Origin of the sequence: Streptomyces sp. Tue6028 (genome assembly GCF_002300165.1) — a bacterium.
Classification (GTDB): domain Bacteria; phylum Actinomycetota; class Actinomycetes; order Streptomycetales; family Streptomycetaceae; genus Streptomyces; species Streptomyces siamensis.
Map to the genome: position 1 here is coordinate 152960 of NZ_MLCE01000022.1, position 18364 is coordinate 171323.

Genomic DNA, 18364 nt, shown 5'->3' on the forward strand with positions numbered 1-18364 from the left:
GGCGTACGGGCCGGGTGCCGGAGAGCCGCCCGGCCCGTACTGCCACAATGGGCCCGTGACCCGCGCATCCCTGGACAAGCAGCCGCACGAAGTCGCCTCGATGTTCGACGACGTGGCGGAACGGTACGACCTGACGAACGACCTGCTGTCGCTGGGCCAGGACCGGGTCTGGCGCAGAGAGGTCGCCAAGGCGGTCGACGCGCGGCCCGCGCAGAAGATCCTCGACCTCGCGGCCGGTACGGCGACCTCCTCCCTGCCCTTCGCGCGCACCGGCGCCTACGTCGTGCCCTGCGACTTCTCCCTCGGGATGCTGCGGGTCGGCAAGAGGAACCACCCGTGGCTTCCGCTCACCGCGGGCGACGCGACGAAGCTGCCCTTCAAGGACGACACCTTCGACGCGGTCACCATCTCCTTCGGGCTGCGCAACGTGCAGGACACCGACACCGCGCTGAGCGAGCTGTACCGGGTGACGAAGCCCGGCGGGCGGGTCGTGATCTGCGAGTTCTCCCACCCCACCTGGGCGCCGTTCCGCACGGTGTACACCGAGTACCTGATGCGCGCGCTGCCGCCGGTCGCCCGCGCCGTCTCCTCCAACCCGGACGCGTACGTCTATCTCGCCGAGTCCATCCGTGCCTGGCCGACCCAGCCCGAGCTGGCCGAGCGGCTGCGCAAGGCGGGCTGGTCGAAGGTGGCCTGGCGGAACCTGACGGGCGGGGTCGTGGCCCTGCACCGGGGCTTCAAGGCCTGACCGCGGCGCGGCCGGCCCCGGAGCGGTCGGCGTGCGGGCCGCGGCGGCGTACCGGCGCGGTCGCTCAGTGCGGCACCACGAAAGGATCACCGGGCTCGTCGAGTTCGCGGCGCATCCCGCCCGACGGCGGGCGTGGCAGGCGCGGCTCGCGCACTCCCGCGCCGCCCTCGGCGTCACCGAGGTCGAACCACACGGTGACCAGGGCACCGCGCGGGACCTCCACGCCGGGTGGCGGGTACTGCCGTACGACATAGTCGACGACCGTGCGCAGGAAGTCGGGCCGGTCCGGTGCGACGAGCAGCACCCCTTGCGCCTCGGCCGTCTCACGCGCGTCCACGGCCATCAGACCGACGAGCCGCGGCACGCGCACTTCGGGTGTCTTGGGTGTTATCTGCACAAGCTTCACCCCCAGCGGTACCGGAAGGGTAAGCCTCCGCCGGTGCCATCCGGAAGTCGTCGGAGGCGCCGCCGGTCCCGCGCGGGCCGGTGCCGGGGGCGCCACCGGGCCGCGCGAGCAGGTACCGGGTCGCTCAGGCCAGCGTCAGGCGGTAGCGGTGGCCCTCCTGGCCCGTCACCGGAGTCGTGAACCGCTCGGCGAGCTCCATGCCGAGCCGCTTCGTGACGGCGATGGAGCGTTCGTTGCGCGCGTTGACCATGGCCACGACATCACGGACTCCGGTCGCGCGGACCCGCTCCAGGGTGGTGCGGGCCGCCGCCGTGACGTACCCCTTGCCCCAGTGCGCCCGTCCCAGCCGCCAGCCGATCTCGATCTCGCCGGTCGGCCCCCACCCGTGCGGCCACGGCTGCGCCCCCGTGAAGCCCAGCACCTCGCCCTCCGGGCCGACCATCGTCCACAGGCAGAAGCCGTGCTCCGCGTCGTGCCGCCGCTGCCGCGCGGTGAGCTCCTCGTACACGGACAGTTCGGCCGCCCTGCCTCCGTGGAACTCCATGACCTCCGGGTCGGCGAAGATCCGGTGCCAGGCGAAGGCGTCCTCGTCGGTGGGGACACGGAGCCGTACGTCGGGGAGAGGTCGGTTCACGGGGCAACCCTTCAGCCGGGTGATCAGTACCGCTGCATAGACTGCCCATGTCCAGTGCCCGTCGGCACGTTGATTTCGAGTCTTGGGGAGACCCCGCCGTGACCGAGCCCCAGCCCCTCTCCGAAAACACCGCCGACGTCATCGTCGTCGGGGCCGGGCCAGCCGGTTCCACCACCGCGTACTACCTCGCGAAGGCGGGACTCGACGTCCTGCTCCTGGAGAAGACCGCGTTCCCGCGGGAGAAGGTGTGCGGTGACGGCCTGACCCCGCGCGCCACCAAGCAGCTCGTCTCGATGGGCATCGACATCTCGGAGGAAGCGGGCTGGCTCCGCAACAAGGGCCTGCGGATCATCGGCGGCGGTGTGCGTCTCCAGCTGGACTGGCCGGATCTCGCCTCCTTCCCCGACTACGGACTCGTGCGCAAGCGGGACGACTTCGACGAGCAGCTGGCGCGGCAGGCGCAGAAGGCGGGCGCGCGGCTGTACGAGCGCTGCAACGTCGGCGCCCCGATCGTCGACGACCGCACCGGCCGCATCACCGGCGTCCACGCCAAGCTCGGTGAGGAGAAGCGCGAGGTCACCTTCCACGCCCCGCTCGTCGTCGCCGCCGACGGCAACTCCACCCGCCTCTCCCTGGCGATGGGGCTGCACCGCCGTGAGGACCGTCCGATGGGCGTCGCGGTCCGCACGTACTTCACCTCGCCGCGTCACGAGGACGACTACCTGGAGTCCTGGCTGGAGCTGTGGGACCGGCGCGGCGCCGAGGACCGTCTCCTGCCCGGCTACGGCTGGATCTTCGGCATGGGCGACGGCACGTCGAACGTCGGCCTCGGCGTCCTCAACACCTCCGACTCCTTCAAGGAACTGGACTGGCGCGAGGTCCTCAAGGCCTGGTGCGCGTCCATGCCGGAGGACTGGGGCTACACCCCGGAGAACATGACGGGCCCGATCCGCGGCGCCGCCCTCCCGATGGCCTTCAACCGCCAGCCGCACTACACCAAGGGCCTGTTGCTGGTCGGCGACGCCGGCGGTCTGGTGAACCCCTTCAACGGCGAGGGCATCGCCTACGCCATGGAGTCCGGCCAGATCGCTGCCGATGTCATCGTCCAGGCGCACTCGCGCGCCACACCGGCCCAGCGCGAACTCGCCCTCCAGCGCTACCCGCGCGTCCTCAAGGACACCTACGGCGGCTACTACACGCTCGGCCGCGCGTTCGTGAAGCTCATCGGCAACCCGAAGGTCATGAAGATCGCCACGCAGCGCGGACTGACCCACCCGATGCTGATGAAGTTCACGCTGAAGATGCTCGCCAACCTGACGGACCCGACCGGCGGCGACGCGATGGACCGGATCATCAACGGCCTGAGCAAGGTCGCGCCGAAGGCCTAGCACCGGTGCCGCCCCCTCCGTCCGTGGGGGCGGCACCGGTGACGCCTCGACCCGGGGCCGCCTGTGTGAGGGGGCGGCACCGAGCTGCTCGCCGGGCCGCCCGCCCGCAGCTGTGGGAAGGCGGCCGGCAAGGCCCCTCTCAGGAACCGAGCGCCTCCCGATTGGCGGCCCGGCGCGCGAAGACCTCCTCGCGTCGTTCCGCCACCTGCCGCAGGGCCTCCTTGCGCTCCCGTCCGGAGAGCCGGTCCAGATACACCTGCCCGCCGAGGTGGTCGGTCTCGTGGGCGAGGCAGCGGGCGAAGTACCCGGTGCCCTCGACGCGGACCGGACGGCCGTCCCGGTCCTGCCCGCGCACGACGGCCCGGTCCGGACGCGGTACGTCCATCACGGCGCCCGGCACCGACAGGCAGCCCTCGCCCTCGTCGAGCAGCCGCCGCCCGGCCGGGCCGAGCGGCTCCAGAACCGGATTGACGAGGTGCCCGACGTGCCGGACCCCCTCGTCGTCCAGGCAGTCGTAGACGAACAGGCGCAGCGCGACCCCGACCTGGTTCGCCGCGAGACCGGCGCCTTCCGCGACGTACATCGTCAGGAACATGTCGTCGATGAGCGCGGCGAGGTCGGGCCCGAACTCGGTCACGTCCCGGCACGGCTTGTGCAGCACCTCCTCGCCGACCTCGGTGATCCGCCGTACCGCACCCCGCCGGGCCTCCGGCGCGAGCCGCGGATACGTGTCGACGGGGCTGCCCTGGACGAACACACGTGGCATGACTGTCTCTCCCGGTGATTGTGAGGATGCTGTGGGTGGCGGGCCGACGGGGTTCCGGCTTCCGGAGCCCCTCCCTACCCTCCGTTGCTCATGACAACAGAACACGCGCAGCAGTCCCAGGAGCACATCGGACAGACCCGCAGACGCTTCCTGGCCGCGGCCGGAGGAGCGGTCGGAGCCACGGCCGCCGCCGTCTCCTTAGCGACGGCCGGGAGCGCCGCGGCCGCCCCGGCCGCGGGCAGGCGGGTCGCCGTCCTCGGCGGCGGGGTCTCGGGCCTCAGCGCCGCCCACGAACTCGCCGAGCGCGGCTACGCCGTGACCGTCTACGAGTACTACGACCGACTCGGCGGCAAGGCCCGCTCGATGGACGTCCCCGGGACCGGTGCCGGCGGACGCAGACCGCTCCCCGGCGAGCACGGCTTCCGCTTCTTTCCCGGTTTCTACCGGAACCTCCCGGACACGATGCGCCGCATCCCCTTCCCCGGCAACGCGGGCGGAGTCCACGACAACCTCCGTGGCGGCACCGAGGCGCTGTTCGCGCGGGACGCGGGCCGGCCCGACCTCCACTTCCCGCTGCGCCGGGCCACCACTCCGCCCGCCCCCGGCGACATCACGCCGTCCTGGCTCCGCGACCAGATCCTGTCGGTCCTCGACCTCGGCACGCGCCTGCCGGCCCACGAGGCCGCCTACTTCGCCGACCGGCTGCTCGTCCACCTCACCAGCTGCGACGCCCGCCGTGAGGAGCAGTGGGAGAAGGTGTCCTGGTGGGACTTCATCCGCGCCGGCGAGATGAGCACGGAGTACCAGACCCTGCTGGGCATCGGGCAGACCCGCAACCTCGTCGCCACCCGCGCCGAGATCGCCTCCACCCGCACGGTCGGCCGCGTCATCATCGAGGCACTCCTGCTGTGGGGGCTGCTGGGCCGCGGCATGGACGGCGACGCCGACGTCGACCGTGTCCTGAACGCGCCGACGAGCGAGGCGTGGATCGACCCCTGGGAGACGCATCTGCGCTCCCTCGGTGTCGAGTTCGTCCTCGGCACCCAGGTCCGGGAGGTGCTGTACGCGCAGGGTCGGGTGACGGGGGTCCGTGTGTCGGACCGCGACGGGGGCCGGGAACGGACCGTCACCGCCGACCACTACCTCTCCGCGATGCCCGTGGAGCACGCCCGCGCGACCTGGGGCCCCGCCCTGCGCGCGGCGGACCGGCAGCTCGGCCGGTGCGACGCGCTGAGGACGGACTGGATGACCGGCGTGATGTTCTACCTGCGCACGCCCACCCCGGTCGTGCACGGCCACATCAACTGCCTCGACTCACCGTGGTCGGTGACGGGCATCGGCCAGGCCCAGTTCTGGGACGTACGGGACTTTTCACGCGACTACGGCGACGGCGAGGCCCACGACTGCCTGTCCGTGATCGTCTCCGAGTGGGACAAACCCGGGATCCTGTACGGCAGGACAGCCCGTGAGTGCACCAAGGACGAGATCGTCGCCGAACTGTGGGCGCAGCTGAAGGACGGGCTGAACGACTCCGGGAAGACGACGCTCAGGGACGAGGACCGGATCGGCTGGTTCATGGACCCGGCCGTGACAGGTCTGGGCGGGCCCGACCCGCAGAACCGCGAGCAGCTCCTCATCCACCCCACGGGCACGCTCTACAACCGGCCCACCGCCGGCACGGCGGTCCCGAACTTCTTCCTCGCCGGCGACTACGTCCGCACGGACGTCGACCTGGCGACGATGGAGGGCGCGAACGAATCGGCGCGGCGGGCCGTCAACGCACTGCTGGAAGCGGACGATTCGGACACCGAGCGGTGTCGCGTCTGGGAGCTGTACCGCCCCCCGGAGATGGAGCCGCTGAAGCGGGTGGACGAACTCCGCCACAAGCTCGGCCTGCCGAACACCTTCGACCTCGGATAGGCAACCCCGGACAGGGGCGCGGAGTCGGAGGGAGGCGGGAAGGCGGCAGGACGGAGACGGGGGCGGGCAGCACGAAAGGGCCGCCGCCTCTGAGGCGGCGGCCCTCCCGGCGAGGGCTCAGAGGACGCGGACCGCGCCCGTGGCCGGATAGCCCGAAAGGTCCTGAATCACCACACCCTTGGAGGGGTTGGCGGCGTCCAGGTACTGGCCGTTCCCGATGTACACACCCACGTGGTACGCCGAACCGGCGGAACCCCAGTACAGGATGTCGCCGACCTGCAGGTTGGACAGCGAGACCGGCGTGCCGGACGTCGACTGGTCCTGCGAGACGCGCGGCAGGTCGACACCGACCTGCTTGAACGCGGCCTGCACGAGGCCCGAGCAGTCCCACGCGTTCGGGCCCGTGCCGCCCATGACGTAGGCGTCGCCGACCTGTGCCTTGAGGAAGGCGACGACGGTCGCGACGCTTCCGCTGGCCGGGGCGGAGACGTTCGTGGACGTGGAGGCGGAGGCGGAGAGGGTGGTCCGCTCCGAGGAGCGCGAGGCGGCCTCGGTGGCGGCAGCCCTGCGCGCGGCTTCGGCGGCGGCCTTCTTCTTGGCCTCGGCCTTGTGCTTGGCCTCGGCGAGGTCCGCCTTGGCCTGCTTTGCGGCCTTTGCGGCGGCCGCGTCACGCTCCGCCTGCAGCTCGTAGTTGGCCGCGGCCTGCTGGGTGGCGTCCGCGGACTGCGCGACCTGGGTGGCCAGGTCGGCCGTCAGGGTGGGCAGTTCGAGGGTCTGCGTCACGGGCTCGGCGGCGTTCGCCGAACCGGACGCACCGGCCACGGCCAGGGTGCTGAGAACGCCACCGGCAACACCGGCGCGCATCGCGAGCGCCGACGCGTTGCGACGGGGTTTCCGGTGGCTTCGTATGTGAGCGGTGTGGGACATGGGTACAAGCGGTACCAGGGGCTCCTCCATACCTTCAAGAAACGTGTGGTGCGCCACAGTTGTTCAATCGGCCGCCGAAATCGTCGCGCGTCACTCTTTATTGACGCCGTAACGGGCATTGCGGACAGCCCTCGCCAAGCCCGTGATCATGGGCTTTCTGTATTACGTCCGAATTGCCCGCCACCTACCACCGGTTGAAGCCGATGGCCAAGCCCGGCTTATCTGACCCCCAGGCAGATGTGGCGCAGGTCACGGAACGGTCACCGGGGCGACGGCGTCCCGCGCGTGAGCTCCACCCGTCCCCCGCTCGTGAACGCGTGCACGCGTCCACATCGGCCGCGGAGCTCCCTCCGAAGTGTGAACGCGGTCCTCTATCAAGGGTCTGCGTCCAACTCGAATTTGCATGCAGAGGAAGTCTCTTGATATGGAGACGCCGCCTCGGACCTGCGGTGACGAGCGGAAATGTCACCTCTGGTGATCGACCGGACGCTTCGCGTATGAAGATCACTGCTCATACGACTTCATGATCGTTCGTCAGGTGGTGGAGATCACAAAGCTTGTGTAATACCCCGTGTCGCAGATCACAGACCGGCGGGCATAAGATGCGAGGCAGTTGGGCTTGTGACCTGCTTCACATGTTCGCGATCTTCGCCGGGACGGGTGGAGCTCGTGGGACCTGTGGGGCGGGAGTGCTCGCCCGCCGAACCGCCACCAGTCAGTGCCGACTGAGAGGAGCGAGGAGCGTGAACGCGTATGCGCCGATCCTCGTACTGGGAGCCCTCGGGGCAGGCTTTGCGATCTTCTCCGTGGTCATGGCCACGCTGATCGGTCCGAAGCGGTACAACCGCGCCAAGCTCGAAGCCTACGAGTGCGGCATCGAGCCGACCCCCACGCCGGCCGGCGGCGGGCGCTTCCCCATCAAGTACTACCTGACGGCGATGCTCTTCATCGTCTTCGACATCGAGATCGTCTTCCTCTACCCCTGGGCCGTCACCTTCGACGCCCTGGGTGTTTTCGGGCTCGTGGAGATGCTGCTCTTCGTGCTCACCGTCTTCGTCGCGTACGCGTACGTATGGCGGCGCGGCGGCCTGGAATGGGACTGAGGGGCCTTAAGACATGGGACTCGAAGAAAAGCTGCCGAGCGGATTCCTGCTGACCACCGTCGAGCAGGCCGCGGGATGGGTGCGCAAGGCGTCCGTCTTCCCCGCGACGTTCGGACTCGCCTGTTGCGCCATCGAGATGATGACCACCGGCGCCGGGCGCTACGACCTGGCGCGCTTCGGCATGGAGGTCTTCCGCGGGTCGCCGCGACAGGCGGACCTGATGATCGTCGCCGGCCGGGTCAGCCAGAAGATGGCGCCGGTGCTGCGGCAGGTCTACGACCAGATGCCCAACCCCAAGTGGGTGATCTCCATGGGGGTTTGTGCCTCATCAGGTGGAATGTTCAACAATTACGCGATTGTGCAGGGAGTCGACCACATCGTCCCGGTCGACATCTATTTGCCGGGCTGTCCGCCACGGCCCGAGATGCTGATGGACGCGATCCTCAAGCTCCACCAGAAGATCCAGACCTCCAAGCTCGGCGTGAACGCCGAGGAGGCGGCCCGCGAGGCGGAGGAAGCGGCGCTCAAGGCGCTTCCCACCATCGAGATGAAGGGCCTGCTGCGGTGAGCGACGCGAACGGCAACGGAGTCAACCCCGAGAAGGACCTCGGAGCCTCGAACCTCCCCGGCCAGCGTGGCGAGGGCGGCGAGGAGATCCGCGTCCAGCGGGGCATGTTCGGCGCCGACAACGGCGGCGACACCACGGGCTACGGCGGCCTGGTCCGCTCCGTCCGGCTCCCGGGCCCGGCCACCCGCCCCTACGGCGGCTGGTTCGACGAGGTCGCCGACGAGCTGGAGGGCGCCCTGGAGGAACAGGGACTCGTCCCCGACAACGCCGTCGAGAAGACGGTCGTCGACCGAGGCGAGATCACCTTCCACATCGAGCGCGAGCACCTGGTCCGCGTCGCCCAGACCCTGCGCGACGACCCGGCCCTCCGCTTCGAGCTGTGCACCGGTGTCTCCGGGGTCCACTACCCGCACGACAAGGGCCGCGAGCTGCACGCCGTCTACCACCTGCGCTCGATCACCCACAACCGGCTGATCCGGCTGGAGGTCAGCGCCCCCGACGCCGACCCGCACGTCCCCTCGCTCGTCTCCGTCTATCCGACCAACGACTGGCACGAGCGCGAGACGTACGACTTCTTCGGGCTGATCTTCGACGGCCACCCGGCACTGACGCGGATCATGATGCCGGACGACTGGCAGGGCTTTCCGCAGCGCAAGGACTACCCCCTCGGCGGCATCCCCGTCGAGTACAAGGGCGCCCAGATCCCGGCTCCGGACCAGCGGAGGTCGTACTCATGAGCACGCAGACCCCTTCTTCTGCATCAGCCGCGTCGGCCCGCGAGACGACCGAGGGCACCGTCTACACGGTCACCGGCGGTGACTGGGACGAGATCGCCCAGACCGCGGCCACCTCCGACGACGAGCGCATCATCGTCAACATGGGTCCGCAGCACCCGTCCACGCACGGCGTGCTCCGGCTCATCCTGGAGATCGACGGCGAGACGGTCACCGAGGCCCGCTGCGGCATCGGCTACCTCCACACCGGCATCGAGAAGAACCTCGAGTTCCGCACGTGGACGCAGGGCACCACGTTCGTGACGCGCATGGACTACCTGACGCCGTTCTTCAACGAGACGGCGTACTGCCTCGCGGTCGAGAAGCTCCTCGGCATCGAGGACCAGGTCCCCGACCGCGCCTCGATCATCCGCGTCCTCATGATGGAGCTGAACCGGCTCTCGTCCCACCTGGTGTGCATCGCCACCGGCGGCATGGAGCTCGGCGCCACCACGATCATGATCTACGGATTCCGTGATCGTGAACTCATTCTCGACATCTACGAGCTGATCACCGGCCTGCGGATGAACCACGCGTACATCCGCCCCGGCGGCCTCGCCCAGGACCTGCCCCCGGGCGCCGTGGACCAGATCCGCGAGTTCGTGAAGAAGATGAAGAAGAACCTTCCCGAGTACGACAAGCTCGCCACCGGGAACCCCATCTTCAAGGCCCGCATGCAGGACGTCGGCTACCTCGACCTGGCCGGCTGCATGGCCCTCGGCGCCACCGGCCCGATCCTCCGCTCCGCCGGCCTGCCGCACGACCTGCGCAAGTCCCAGCCGTACTGCGGCTACGAGACGTACGACTTCGAGGTGCCGACCGCCGACACCTGCGACTCCTACGGACGCTTCCTGATCCGCGTGGAGGAGATGCGGCAGTCGCTGCGCATCGTCGAGCAGTGCCTGGACCGGCTCCAGCCGGGCCCGGTCATGGTCGCCGACAAGAAGATCGCCTGGCCGGCCCAGCTCGCGCTCGGCCCCGACGGTCTCGGCAACTCCCTCGACCACATCAAGAACATCATGGGTACCTCCATGGAGGCCCTGATCCACCACTTCAAGCTGGTGACCGAAGGCTTCCGCGTCCCGCCGGGCCAGGCGTACGTGGCGGTCGAATCGCCCAAGGGCGAGCTCGGGGTGCACGTCGCGTCCGACGGAGGCACCCGCCCCTACCGGGTCCACTTCCGGGACCCGTCCTTCACCAATCTCCAGGCCATGGCGGCGATGTGCGAGGGCGGCCAGGTCGCCGACGTCATCGTCGCCGTGGCGTCCATCGACCCCGTGATGGGAGGCGTCGACCGGTGACCACCACCCCCTCCGAGGGCGTCAGCCTGGGCATGCCCCACCTGCCCGCGCCCGACTACCCGGACGACGTCCGGGCCAGGCTCGAAGCCGACGCGCGGGAGGTCGTCGCCCGCTATCCGGACTCCCGCTCGGCGCTCCTGCCGTTGCTGCACCTCGTGCAGTCGGAGGAGGGCCACGTCACGCGGACGGGAATGCGGTTCTGCGCGGAGGTGCTCGGCCTGACCACGGCCGAGGTCACCGCGGTCGCGACCTTCTACTCGATGTACCGGCGCAAGCCCTCCGGCGACTACCAGGTGGGCGTCTGCACCAACACCCTGTGCGCGGTCATGGGCGGCGACGCGATCTTCGAGGCACTCCAGGACCACCTGGGCGTCGGCAACGGCGAGACCACCGAGGACGGCAAGGTCACCCTGGAGCACATCGAGTGCAACGCGGCCTGCGACTTCGCGCCGGTCGTGATGGTCAACTGGGAGTTCTTCGACAACCAGACCGTGGACTCCGCGAAGCGCCTCGTCGACGACCTGGTCGCGGGAGCACAGGTCGAGCCCACCCGCGGTGCCCCGCTGTGCACCTTCAAGGACACCGCCCGGATCCTCGCGGGCTTCCCCGACGAGCGCGCCGGAGCCGTCGAGGCGAGCGGCAGCGCCGGTCACGCGTCGTTGATCGGGCTCCGGCTGGCCAAGGGGGAGGCCGCCCCCGCGCGCGTGGTGCACCCGCGCGGCGGCGGGGCGCCTCAGGACCAGCCGCACCCCGAGCACCTGAGCTCGCACGACGCGCCGCAGGACACATCGGCCTCCGACCCGGCCCACCCGGCGGGTCCCGTCGCCGAGGAGGGGGAGTGATGACCTTGTCCACCCAATACGGGAGCACGTCGCAGCCGGAGGCCGGGGGAGAGTCCAGCCCCGAGAAGCTGCTGGCGCCCGTGCTCTCGGCCTTCTGGGACGAGGAGAAGTCCTGGACGCTGGACGTCTACCGCAGGCACGACGGATACGAGGGTCTGCGCAAGGCGCTCGCGATGTCGCCCGACGACCTCATCGCCTATGTCAAGGAATCCGGACTGCGCGGTCGCGGCGGCGCGGGATTCCCGACCGGAATGAAGTGGCAGTTCATTCCGCAGGGCGACGGCAAGCCGCACTATCTGGTCGTCAACGCCGACGAGTCGGAGCCGGGAACCTGCAAGGACATCCCGCTCCTCTTCGCGAACCCGCACAGCCTCATCGAAGGCATGGTGATCGCGTGCTACGCCATCCGGTCTTCGCATGCCTTCATCTATCTGCGCGGTGAAGTGGTCCCCGTCCTGCGGCGGTTGCACGAGGCCGTGCGTGAGGCCTACGAGGCGGGCTACCTCGGCGAGAACATCCTGGGCAGCGGGCTCGACCTCCAGCTCACCGTGCACGCGGGCGCGGGCGCGTACATCTGCGGCGAGGAGACCGCGCTGCTCGACTCGCTCGAAGGCCGCCGTGGCCAACCGCGGCTCCGTCCCCCCTTCCCTGCCGTCGCGGGCCTCTACGCGTGCCCCACTGTGGTGAACAACGTCGAATCCATCGCATCCGTTCCCGCAATCCTGCACAAAGGCAAGGAATGGTTCAGGTCGATGGGCAGCGAGAAGTCCCCGGGCTTCACGCTCTACTCGCTCAGCGGCCACGTCGCGAACCCCGGCCAGTACGAGGCCCCGCTCGGCATCACGCTGCGCCAACTCCTCGACATGAGCGGCGGAATGCGGCCCGGCCACCGGCTGAAGTTCTGGACGCCGGGCGGCTCCTCCACGCCGATGTTCACCGACGAGCACCTCGACGTCCCCCTCGACTACGAAGGGGTCGGCGCCGCGGGTTCCATGCTCGGCACCAAGGCCCTCCAGTGCTTCGACGAGACGACCTGCGTGGTGCGGGCCGTCACGCGATGGACCGAGTTCTACGCCCACGAGTCCTGCGGCAAGTGCACGCCGTGCCGTGAGGGGACGTACTGGCTCGTGCAGTTGCTGCGCGACATCGAGGCCGGCAAGGGCCTCATGTCCGACCTCGACAAGCTGAACGACATCGCCGACAACATCAACGGCAAGTCGTTCTGCGCCCTCGGCGACGGCGCCGCCTCGCCGATCTTCTCCTCGCTCAAGTACTTCCGTGAGGAGTACGAGCAGCACATCACGGGCCGCGGCTGCCCCTTTGACCCGGCCAAGTCCACCGCTTGGGCCGACCGCACGGAGGTGAACGCATGACAGTGACCACCAGCGCTCCCTCCGGAGGCGGGGAGGCGGCGGTCCCGCGGGAGGATCTCGTCTCGCTGACGATCGACGGCGCCGAGATCAGCGTGCCGAAGGGCACCCTGGTCATCCGGGCCGCCGAAGAGCTCGGCATCGAGATCCCCCGGTTCTGCGACCATCCGCTGCTCGACCCGGCGGGCGCCTGCCGCCAGTGCATCGTCGAGGTCGAGGGCCAGCGCAAGCCCATGGCGTCCTGCACGATCACGTGTACGGACGGGATGGTCGTCAAGACTCATCTCACCTCCCCGGTGGCGGAGAAGGCCCAGCAGGGTGTGATGGAGCTGCTGCTCATCAACCACCCGCTGGACTGCCCGGTGTGCGACAAGGGCGGCGAGTGCCCGCTGCAGAACCAGGCCATGTCGCACGGCAACGCCGAGTCCCGCTTCGAGGGCAGGAAGCGGACGTACGAGAAGCCGGTGGCGATCTCCACGCAGGTGCTGCTCGACCGGGAGCGGTGCGTGCTGTGCGCCCGCTGCACCCGCTTCTCCAACCAGATCGCCGGCGACCCGATGATCGAGCTGATCGAGCGCGGCGCGCTCCAGCAGGTCGGCACCGGTGAGGGCGACCCCTTCGAGTCGTACTTCTCCGGCAACACCATCCAGATCTGCCCGGTCGGCGCGCTGACCTCGTCGGCGTACCGATTCCGCTCGCGCCCCTTCGACCTCATCTCCTCGCACTCCGTGTGCGAGCACTGCTCCGGAGGCTGCGCCACGCGCACCGACCACCGGCGCGGCAAGGTCATGCGGCGCCTCGCGGCCCCGGACCCCGAGGTCAACGAGGAATGGATCTGCGACAAGGGACGGTTCGGGTTCCGGTACGCGCAGCAGCGCGACCGCCTGGAGACGCCCCTCGTGCGCGGTGCGTCGGGTGAGCTGGAGCCCGCCTCCTGGCCGGAGGCCCTGGAGGCGGCGGCGCAGGGGCTGCTCGCGGCCCGGGGCCGGACCGGTGTCCTCACCGGCGGCCGGCTCACCGTCGAGGACGCCTACGCCTACAGCAAGTTCGCGCGCGTGGCCCTCGACACGAACGACATCGACTTCCGCGCGCGCGTGCACAGCGCCGAGGAGGCCGACTTCCTGGCGGCCCGCGTCGCCGGACGGGGCCGGGATCTGGACGGCTCGGGCGTCACGTACACCTCCCTGGAGAAGGCGCCCGCCGTCCTGCTGGTCGGCTTCGAGTCGGAGGAGGAGGCACCCGGCGTCTTCCTTCGGCTGCGCAAGGCCTGGCGGGGGCACCGCCAGAAGACCTTCTCGCTCGCCACGCACGCGACGCGCGGACTGGAGAAGGCGGGCGGCGTCCTGCTGGCCGCCGCGCCCGGCACCGAGACCGAATGGCTGGACGCCCTCGCGAGCGGAGTCGGCCTGGAGGGCGACGGAGCACAGGCCGCGCAGGCGCTGCGCACCGAGGGCGCCGTGATCGTCGTCGGTGAGCGCCTCGCCTCCGTGGTCGGCGGGCTCACCGCGGCCGTACGCGCCGCGTCCGCGACGGGCGCCCAGCTGGTGTGGATTCCGCGCCGGGCAGGCGAGCGCGGCGCGATCGAGGCGGGCGCGCTGCCGTCGCTGCTTCCGGGCGGACGCCCGGCCACCGACCCCCGCGCGCGGGAGGAGGTCGCCGCCGCCTGGGGCGTCTCCGAGCTTCCGCACCGCTACGGCCGTGACACCGGCCAGATCGTCGAGGCCGCCGCGGGCGGCGAGCTGCGGGCCCTGTTGGTGGCGGGCGTGGAGGTCGCCGACCTCCCCGACCCGGCACGCGCGCGTGCCGCCCTGTCCGAAGTCGGCTTCGTGGTGTCGCTGGAGCAGCGCCCCAGCGAGGTCACCGAGCGCGCCGACGTCGTGCTTCCCGTCGCCGCCGTCGCCGAGAAGGCGGGCACCTTCCTCAACTGGGAGGGCCGCGCCCGCCTCTTCGAGGCCGCACTCAAGCCCGACCAGATGACCCGACGCCTTGCGCCCACCGACGCGCGCATCCTGCAGATGCTGGCCGACGCCATGGACGTGCACCTGGGCCTGCCGGACCTGCGCACCGTGCGCGGCGAGCTGGACCGGCTCGGCGCCTGGGACGGGCCGCGGGCCACCGAGCCCCTGGAGACGGCCGTGCAGCTGCCGCGTCCGGCCGCCGGCGAGGCCGTCCTCGCCGGACACCGTCTGCTGCTCGACCAGGGCCGCCTCCAGGAGGGCGACGCGGCGCTCGCCGGGACCCGGCACGCCGCACGCGCGCGCGTGTCGGCCGCCACGGCCGCCGAGGCGGGCGTCGCGAACGGCGACCTCCTCGCCGTGACCGGCCCCTCCGGAGTGGTCGAACTCCCCCTCCAGATCACCGAGATGCCCGACCGCGTGGTCTGGCTCCCGCTGAACTCCGCCGGAACGGGCGTCGCCTCCGACACCGGGGCGCAGCCCGGCGCACTCGTCCGTATCGGTCCGGCGAGCTCCGCCGCCGAGGCTCCCAAGGAGGTGGAGGCATGAGCCCGTACCTCGCCGCTGAAGACCTCTCCATGTTCGGCCGCGACCCGTGGTGGCTGGTCGTCATCAAGGCGGTCTTCTGCTTCGCCTTCCTCATGGTGACCGTGCTCTTCTCCATCGTGTGGGAACGCAAGGTCGTCGCGTGGATGCAGCTGCGCATCGGCCCGAACCGGCACGGCCCCTGGGGCATGCTCCAGTCGCTCGCCGACGGCATCAAGCTGATGCTCAAGGAAGACGTCATCGTCAAACGCGCGGACAAGGTGGTCTACGTCCTCGCGCCGATCGTCGCGGCCATCCCGGCCTTCATGGCGATCGCGGTGATCCCCTTCGGCCCCGCGGGCAACGAGATCTCGATCTTCGGCCACCGCACCACGATGCAGCTGACCGACCTGCCGATCGCGATGCTCTACGTCCTCGCGGTCGCCTCCGTCGGCATCTACGGCATCGTGCTGGCGGGCTGGAGCTCCGGATCGACCTACCCCCTGCTGGGCGGTCTGCGGTCCTGCGCGCAGATGATCTCCTACGAGATCGCCATGGGCGCCGCCTTCGCCTCGGTGTTCCTCTACTCCGGGTCGATGTCCACCTCGACGATCGTCGAGCAGCAGCAGGACCGCTGGTACATCATCCTGCTGCCGGTCTCGTTCCTGATCTACATCGTGACGATGGTCGGCGAGACGAACCGCGCGCCGTTCGACATGCCGGAGTCCGAGGGCGACCTGGTCGGCGGCTTCAACACCGAGTACTCGTCGATCAAGTTCGCGATGTTCATGCTCGCCGAGTACGTGAACATGGTGACGGTCTCGGCGGTGTCGGTGACCCTCTTCCTGGGCGGCTGGCGGGCCCCGTGGCCGATCAGCACCTTCTGGGAGGGCGCCAACCACGGCTGGTGGCCGATGGCGTGGTTCGTCATCAAGGTGCAGCTGCTGCTCTTCTTCTTCATCTGGCTGCGCGGCACGCTCCCGCGCGTCCGCTACGACCAGCTGATGAAGCTCGGCTGGAAGGTGCTCATCCCGGTCTCCGTGGTCTGGCTGATGCTCGTCGCGACCGTACGGACGCTCAGGAACGAGAACTACGACTTCGCGGACATCGCCCTGTACGTGGGCGGCGGCGTCCTCGTCCTGCTGCTGCTCTCCTTCGTCGCGGACATCTTCCGCGACAAGCAGGGGGCCCGGGAGGTGCCCGCCGAACCCGCCGCCTTCGACCCGATGGCCGGTGGATTCCCCGTGCCGCCGCTGCCGGGGCAGGAGTTGCCACCGGTGCCGAGGCGCCGCTCGCGTCGCGAGCGGGAGCTCATTGTCAGTGGCGGGTCCGATACTGCGAGTGACGGATCAATGGGTGGATCTCGTGACGGAAAGGAGGGGTCCGATGGCTGAGGAGCCGAAGGAGACCAAGCAGGGTTTCCAGAACCCCGTCGCCGGCTTCGGCGTGACCTTCAAGGCCATGTTCAAGAAGCGGCTGACGGAGCAGTACCCGGAGCAGCAGAAGACCACCGCTCCGCGGTTCCACGGCCGGCACCAGCTCAATCGCCACCCGGACGGCCTGGAGAAGTGCGTCGGCTGTGAGCTCTGCGCCTGGGCCTGTCCCGCGGATGCGATCTACGTGGAGGGTGCGGACAACACCGACGAGGAGCGCTACTCGCCGGGCGAGCGGTACGGCCGCGTCTACCAGATCAACTACGCCCGCTGCATCCTGTGCGGACTGTGCATCGAGGCGTGCCCCACGCGCGCGCTCACGATGACGAACGAGTTCGAGCTGGCCGACTCCAGCCGGGCCAACCTCATCTACACCAAGGAGCAGCTGCTCGCCGGGCTCGACGAGGGCATGGTCGACACACCGCACGCGATCTTCCCGGGCACCGACGAGCAGGACTACTACCGGGGTCTGGTGACCGAGGCCGCGCCCGGCACGCAGCGCCAAGTGGCCCTCTCCCAGGGCGAGGTGCCCGCCTCGGCGAACACGTCGGGTGCGCCCGCCGGTGAGGAGGCGGAGGGATGAGCGCGCAGCTGGCCGCATACTCCACCTCCACCGGGGAGGCCTTCCAGTTCTGGGTCCTGGGCACCGTCGCCGTGATCGGCGCCCTGGGCACCGTCTTCATGAAGAAGGCCGTGCACAGCGCGCTCTGCCTCGCCGGGACCATGATCATCCTCGCGGTGTTCTACCTGGCCAACGGCGCGTACTTCCTGGGCATCGTCCAGATCGTCGTCTACACGGGCGCGATCATGATGCTGTTCCTGTTCGTGGTCATGCTCGTCGGTGTCACCGCGGCGGACTCGCTGAAGGAGACCATCAAGGGGCAGCGCTGGCTGGCCCTGGTGTGCGGTCTCGGCTTCGGCGTCCTGCTCCTCGGCGGCATCGGCAACGCCTCCATCAAGGACTTCAACGGCCTGGCCAAGGCGAACGCGAACGGCAATGTGGAGGGCCTCGCCGCCCTCATCTTCACGAAGTACGTGTTCGCGTTCGAGATCACCGGCGCCCTGCTCATCACGGCCGCCGTCGGCGCCATGGTGCTCACGCACCGCGAGCGCACCGAGCGCGCCAAGACCCAGCGCGAGATGGCCGAACAGCGTGTGCGCGAGGGCAAGCACGTACCGCCGCTCCCGGCGCCCGGCGTCTACGCCCGGCACAACGCGGTGGACATCGCGGGCCTGCTCCCCGACGGCACCCCGTCCGAGCTGACCGTGAACAAGACGCTGCGCGAGCGCGGCCAGATCCGTGACGTGTCGACCGAGGCACTGAGCGATCTGAAGGCCCTGGAGCAGCGTGCCGAGGAGCGCCTGGAGCGCACGAAGACGGGGGAGGGGTCGAAGTGAACCCGGTCAACTACCTCTATCTCGCGGCCCTGTTGTTCACGATCGGCGCCACCGGCGTACTGATCAGACGCAACGCGATCGTGGTGTTCATGTGCATCGAGCTCATGCTCAACGCCTGCAACCTCGCGTTCGTCGCCTTCTCCCGCATGCACGGCAATCTCGACGGCCAGATCATCGCCTTCTTCACGATGGTCGTCGCCGCCGCGGAGGTCGTGGTCGGGCTCGCGATCATCGTGTCGCTGTTCCGTTCCCGCCACTCGGCCTCGGTCGACGACGCCAGCCTGATGAAGCTCTGAGGGGTCGCTGA

General features: G+C 69.8%; 18 protein-coding genes. 14 read left to right on the forward strand and 4 right to left on the reverse strand.

Features of this window, described 5'->3' with window-relative positions:
• Positions 1-55 precede the first annotated feature (55 nt).
• A complete protein-coding gene (locus BKI49_RS21580; protein WP_095935927.1) occupies positions 56-748 on the forward strand; it encodes a demethylmenaquinone methyltransferase in 693 nt (230 codons plus the stop codon).
• Positions 749-812: 64 nt separating this feature from the next.
• Here BKI49_RS21580 and BKI49_RS21585 read toward each other — a convergent pair whose 3' ends face one another.
• Positions 813-1145, reverse strand: coding sequence for a PASTA domain-containing protein (locus BKI49_RS21585; protein ID WP_095935928.1), 333 nt, complete (start codon positions 1143-1145; stop codon positions 813-815).
• Positions 1146-1278: 133 nt separating this feature from the next.
• Positions 1279-1788 carry a GNAT family N-acetyltransferase gene (locus tag BKI49_RS21590; RefSeq protein WP_095935929.1) on the reverse strand — a complete coding sequence of 170 codons (510 nt, stop codon included), beginning with the start codon at positions 1786-1788 and terminating at the stop codon, positions 1279-1281.
• Positions 1789-1886: 98 nt separating this feature from the next.
• On the opposite strand from BKI49_RS21590, the gene BKI49_RS21595 reads away from it, so the two are divergent.
• Positions 1887-3176 (forward strand): geranylgeranyl reductase family protein, encoded by a 1290-nt coding sequence (locus BKI49_RS21595; RefSeq protein WP_095935930.1) that lies wholly within the window; start codon positions 1887-1889, stop codon positions 3174-3176.
• A gap of 139 nt (positions 3177-3315) precedes the next feature.
• Here BKI49_RS21595 and def read toward each other — a convergent pair whose 3' ends face one another.
• Positions 3316-3942: a peptide deformylase gene (gene def, locus BKI49_RS21600; protein WP_095935931.1), complete on the reverse strand. Its 627-nt coding sequence runs from the start codon at positions 3940-3942 to the stop codon at positions 3316-3318.
• A 90-nt stretch (positions 3943-4032) separates the two neighbouring features.
• On the opposite strand from def, the gene BKI49_RS21605 reads away from it, so the two are divergent.
• On the forward strand, positions 4033-5862 hold the full coding sequence (locus BKI49_RS21605) for a hydroxysqualene dehydroxylase (protein ID WP_095935932.1): 1830 nt from the start codon (positions 4033-4035) through the stop codon (positions 5860-5862).
• A 117-nt stretch (positions 5863-5979) separates the two neighbouring features.
• Here the strand turns inward: BKI49_RS21605 and BKI49_RS21610 are convergent, their stop codons facing one another.
• The gene (locus tag BKI49_RS21610; RefSeq protein WP_095935933.1) at positions 5980-6819 is read right to left on the reverse strand and encodes a C40 family peptidase; all 840 of its coding nucleotides are present in this window, start codon (positions 6817-6819) and stop codon (positions 5980-5982) included.
• 713 nt (positions 6820-7532) lie between these two features.
• Between BKI49_RS21610 and BKI49_RS21615 the strand changes: the two genes are divergently transcribed.
• From BKI49_RS21615 to nuoK, 11 genes are read left to right on the forward strand one after another with little or no spacing between them, the layout of a single operon-like run.
• Complete coding sequence (locus BKI49_RS21615; RefSeq protein ID WP_007383963.1) at positions 7533-7892, forward strand: NADH-quinone oxidoreductase subunit A; 360 nt, start codon at positions 7533-7535, stop codon at positions 7890-7892.
• 13 nt (positions 7893-7905) lie between these two features.
• Entirely contained in the window at positions 7906-8460 is a 555-nt protein-coding gene (locus BKI49_RS21620; protein WP_003998928.1) for a NuoB/complex I 20 kDa subunit family protein, read from the forward strand.
• Positions 8457-9197, forward strand: a complete 741-nt coding sequence (locus BKI49_RS21625; protein WP_095935934.1) for an NADH-quinone oxidoreductase subunit C — start codon at positions 8457-8459, stop codon at positions 9195-9197. The genes BKI49_RS21620 and BKI49_RS21625 overlap by 4 nt, the downstream gene beginning before the upstream one ends.
• Complete coding sequence (locus BKI49_RS21630) at positions 9194-10534, forward strand: NADH-quinone oxidoreductase subunit D (RefSeq protein WP_095935935.1); 1341 nt, start codon at positions 9194-9196, stop codon at positions 10532-10534. The genes BKI49_RS21625 and BKI49_RS21630 overlap by 4 nt, the downstream gene beginning before the upstream one ends.
• The gene (nuoE, locus tag BKI49_RS21635; RefSeq protein ID WP_095935936.1) at positions 10531-11376 is read left to right on the forward strand and encodes an NADH-quinone oxidoreductase subunit NuoE; all 846 of its coding nucleotides are present in this window, start codon (positions 10531-10533) and stop codon (positions 11374-11376) included. Before BKI49_RS21630 ends, nuoE begins: the two co-directional genes overlap by 4 nt.
• Positions 11376-12749 carry an NADH-quinone oxidoreductase subunit NuoF gene (gene nuoF, locus BKI49_RS21640; RefSeq protein ID WP_095935937.1) on the forward strand — a complete coding sequence of 458 codons (1374 nt, stop codon included), beginning with the start codon at positions 11376-11378 and terminating at the stop codon, positions 12747-12749. Before nuoE ends, nuoF begins: the two co-directional genes overlap by 1 nt.
• The gene (locus BKI49_RS21645; RefSeq protein ID WP_095935938.1) at positions 12746-15250 is read left to right on the forward strand and encodes an NADH-quinone oxidoreductase subunit G; all 2505 of its coding nucleotides are present in this window, start codon (positions 12746-12748) and stop codon (positions 15248-15250) included. Before nuoF ends, BKI49_RS21645 begins: the two co-directional genes overlap by 4 nt.
• Entirely contained in the window at positions 15247-16620 is a 1374-nt protein-coding gene (gene nuoH, locus BKI49_RS21650) for an NADH-quinone oxidoreductase subunit NuoH (protein ID WP_095935939.1), read from the forward strand. The genes BKI49_RS21645 and nuoH overlap by 4 nt, the downstream gene beginning before the upstream one ends.
• The gene (gene nuoI, locus BKI49_RS21655) at positions 16613-17242 is read left to right on the forward strand and encodes an NADH-quinone oxidoreductase subunit NuoI (RefSeq protein ID WP_095935940.1); all 630 of its coding nucleotides are present in this window, start codon (positions 16613-16615) and stop codon (positions 17240-17242) included. Before nuoH ends, nuoI begins: the two co-directional genes overlap by 8 nt.
• Entirely contained in the window at positions 17239-18057 is an 819-nt protein-coding gene (locus tag BKI49_RS21660) for an NADH-quinone oxidoreductase subunit J (RefSeq protein ID WP_095935941.1), read from the forward strand. Before nuoI ends, BKI49_RS21660 begins: the two co-directional genes overlap by 4 nt.
• Positions 18054-18353, forward strand: a complete 300-nt coding sequence (nuoK, locus tag BKI49_RS21665; protein ID WP_003974374.1) for an NADH-quinone oxidoreductase subunit NuoK — start codon at positions 18054-18056, stop codon at positions 18351-18353. Before BKI49_RS21660 ends, nuoK begins: the two co-directional genes overlap by 4 nt.
• The last annotated feature ends 11 nt before the right edge of the window (positions 18354-18364 follow it).

Excerpts from the sequence above, each read along its gene's own strand:
- BKI49_RS21645 (WP_095935938.1), top strand. The coding sequence starts at position 12,746 with ATGACAGTGACCACCAGCGCTCCCTCCGGAGGCGGGGAGGCGGCGGTC.
- BKI49_RS21620 (WP_003998928.1), top strand. The coding sequence starts at position 7,906 with ATGGGACTCGAAGAAAAGCTGCCGAGCGGATTCCTGCTGACCACCGTC.
- nuoH (WP_095935939.1), top strand. The coding sequence starts at position 15,247 with ATGAGCCCGTACCTCGCCGCTGAAGACCTCTCCATGTTCGGCCGCGAC.
- nuoI (WP_095935940.1), top strand. The coding sequence starts at position 16,613 with ATGGCTGAGGAGCCGAAGGAGACCAAGCAGGGTTTCCAGAACCCCGTC.
- BKI49_RS21630 (WP_095935935.1), top strand. The coding sequence starts at position 9,194 with ATGAGCACGCAGACCCCTTCTTCTGCATCAGCCGCGTCGGCCCGCGAG.
- BKI49_RS21660 (WP_095935941.1), top strand. The coding sequence starts at position 17,239 with ATGAGCGCGCAGCTGGCCGCATACTCCACCTCCACCGGGGAGGCCTTC.
- nuoF (WP_095935937.1), top strand. The coding sequence starts at position 11,376 with ATGACCTTGTCCACCCAATACGGGAGCACGTCGCAGCCGGAGGCCGGG.
- BKI49_RS21610 (WP_095935933.1), bottom strand. The coding sequence starts at position 6,819 with ATGGAGGAGCCCCTGGTACCGCTTGTACCCATGTCCCACACCGCTCAC.
- BKI49_RS21605 (WP_095935932.1), top strand. The coding sequence starts at position 4,033 with ATGACAACAGAACACGCGCAGCAGTCCCAGGAGCACATCGGACAGACC.
- def (WP_095935931.1), bottom strand. The coding sequence starts at position 3,942 with ATGCCACGTGTGTTCGTCCAGGGCAGCCCCGTCGACACGTATCCGCGG.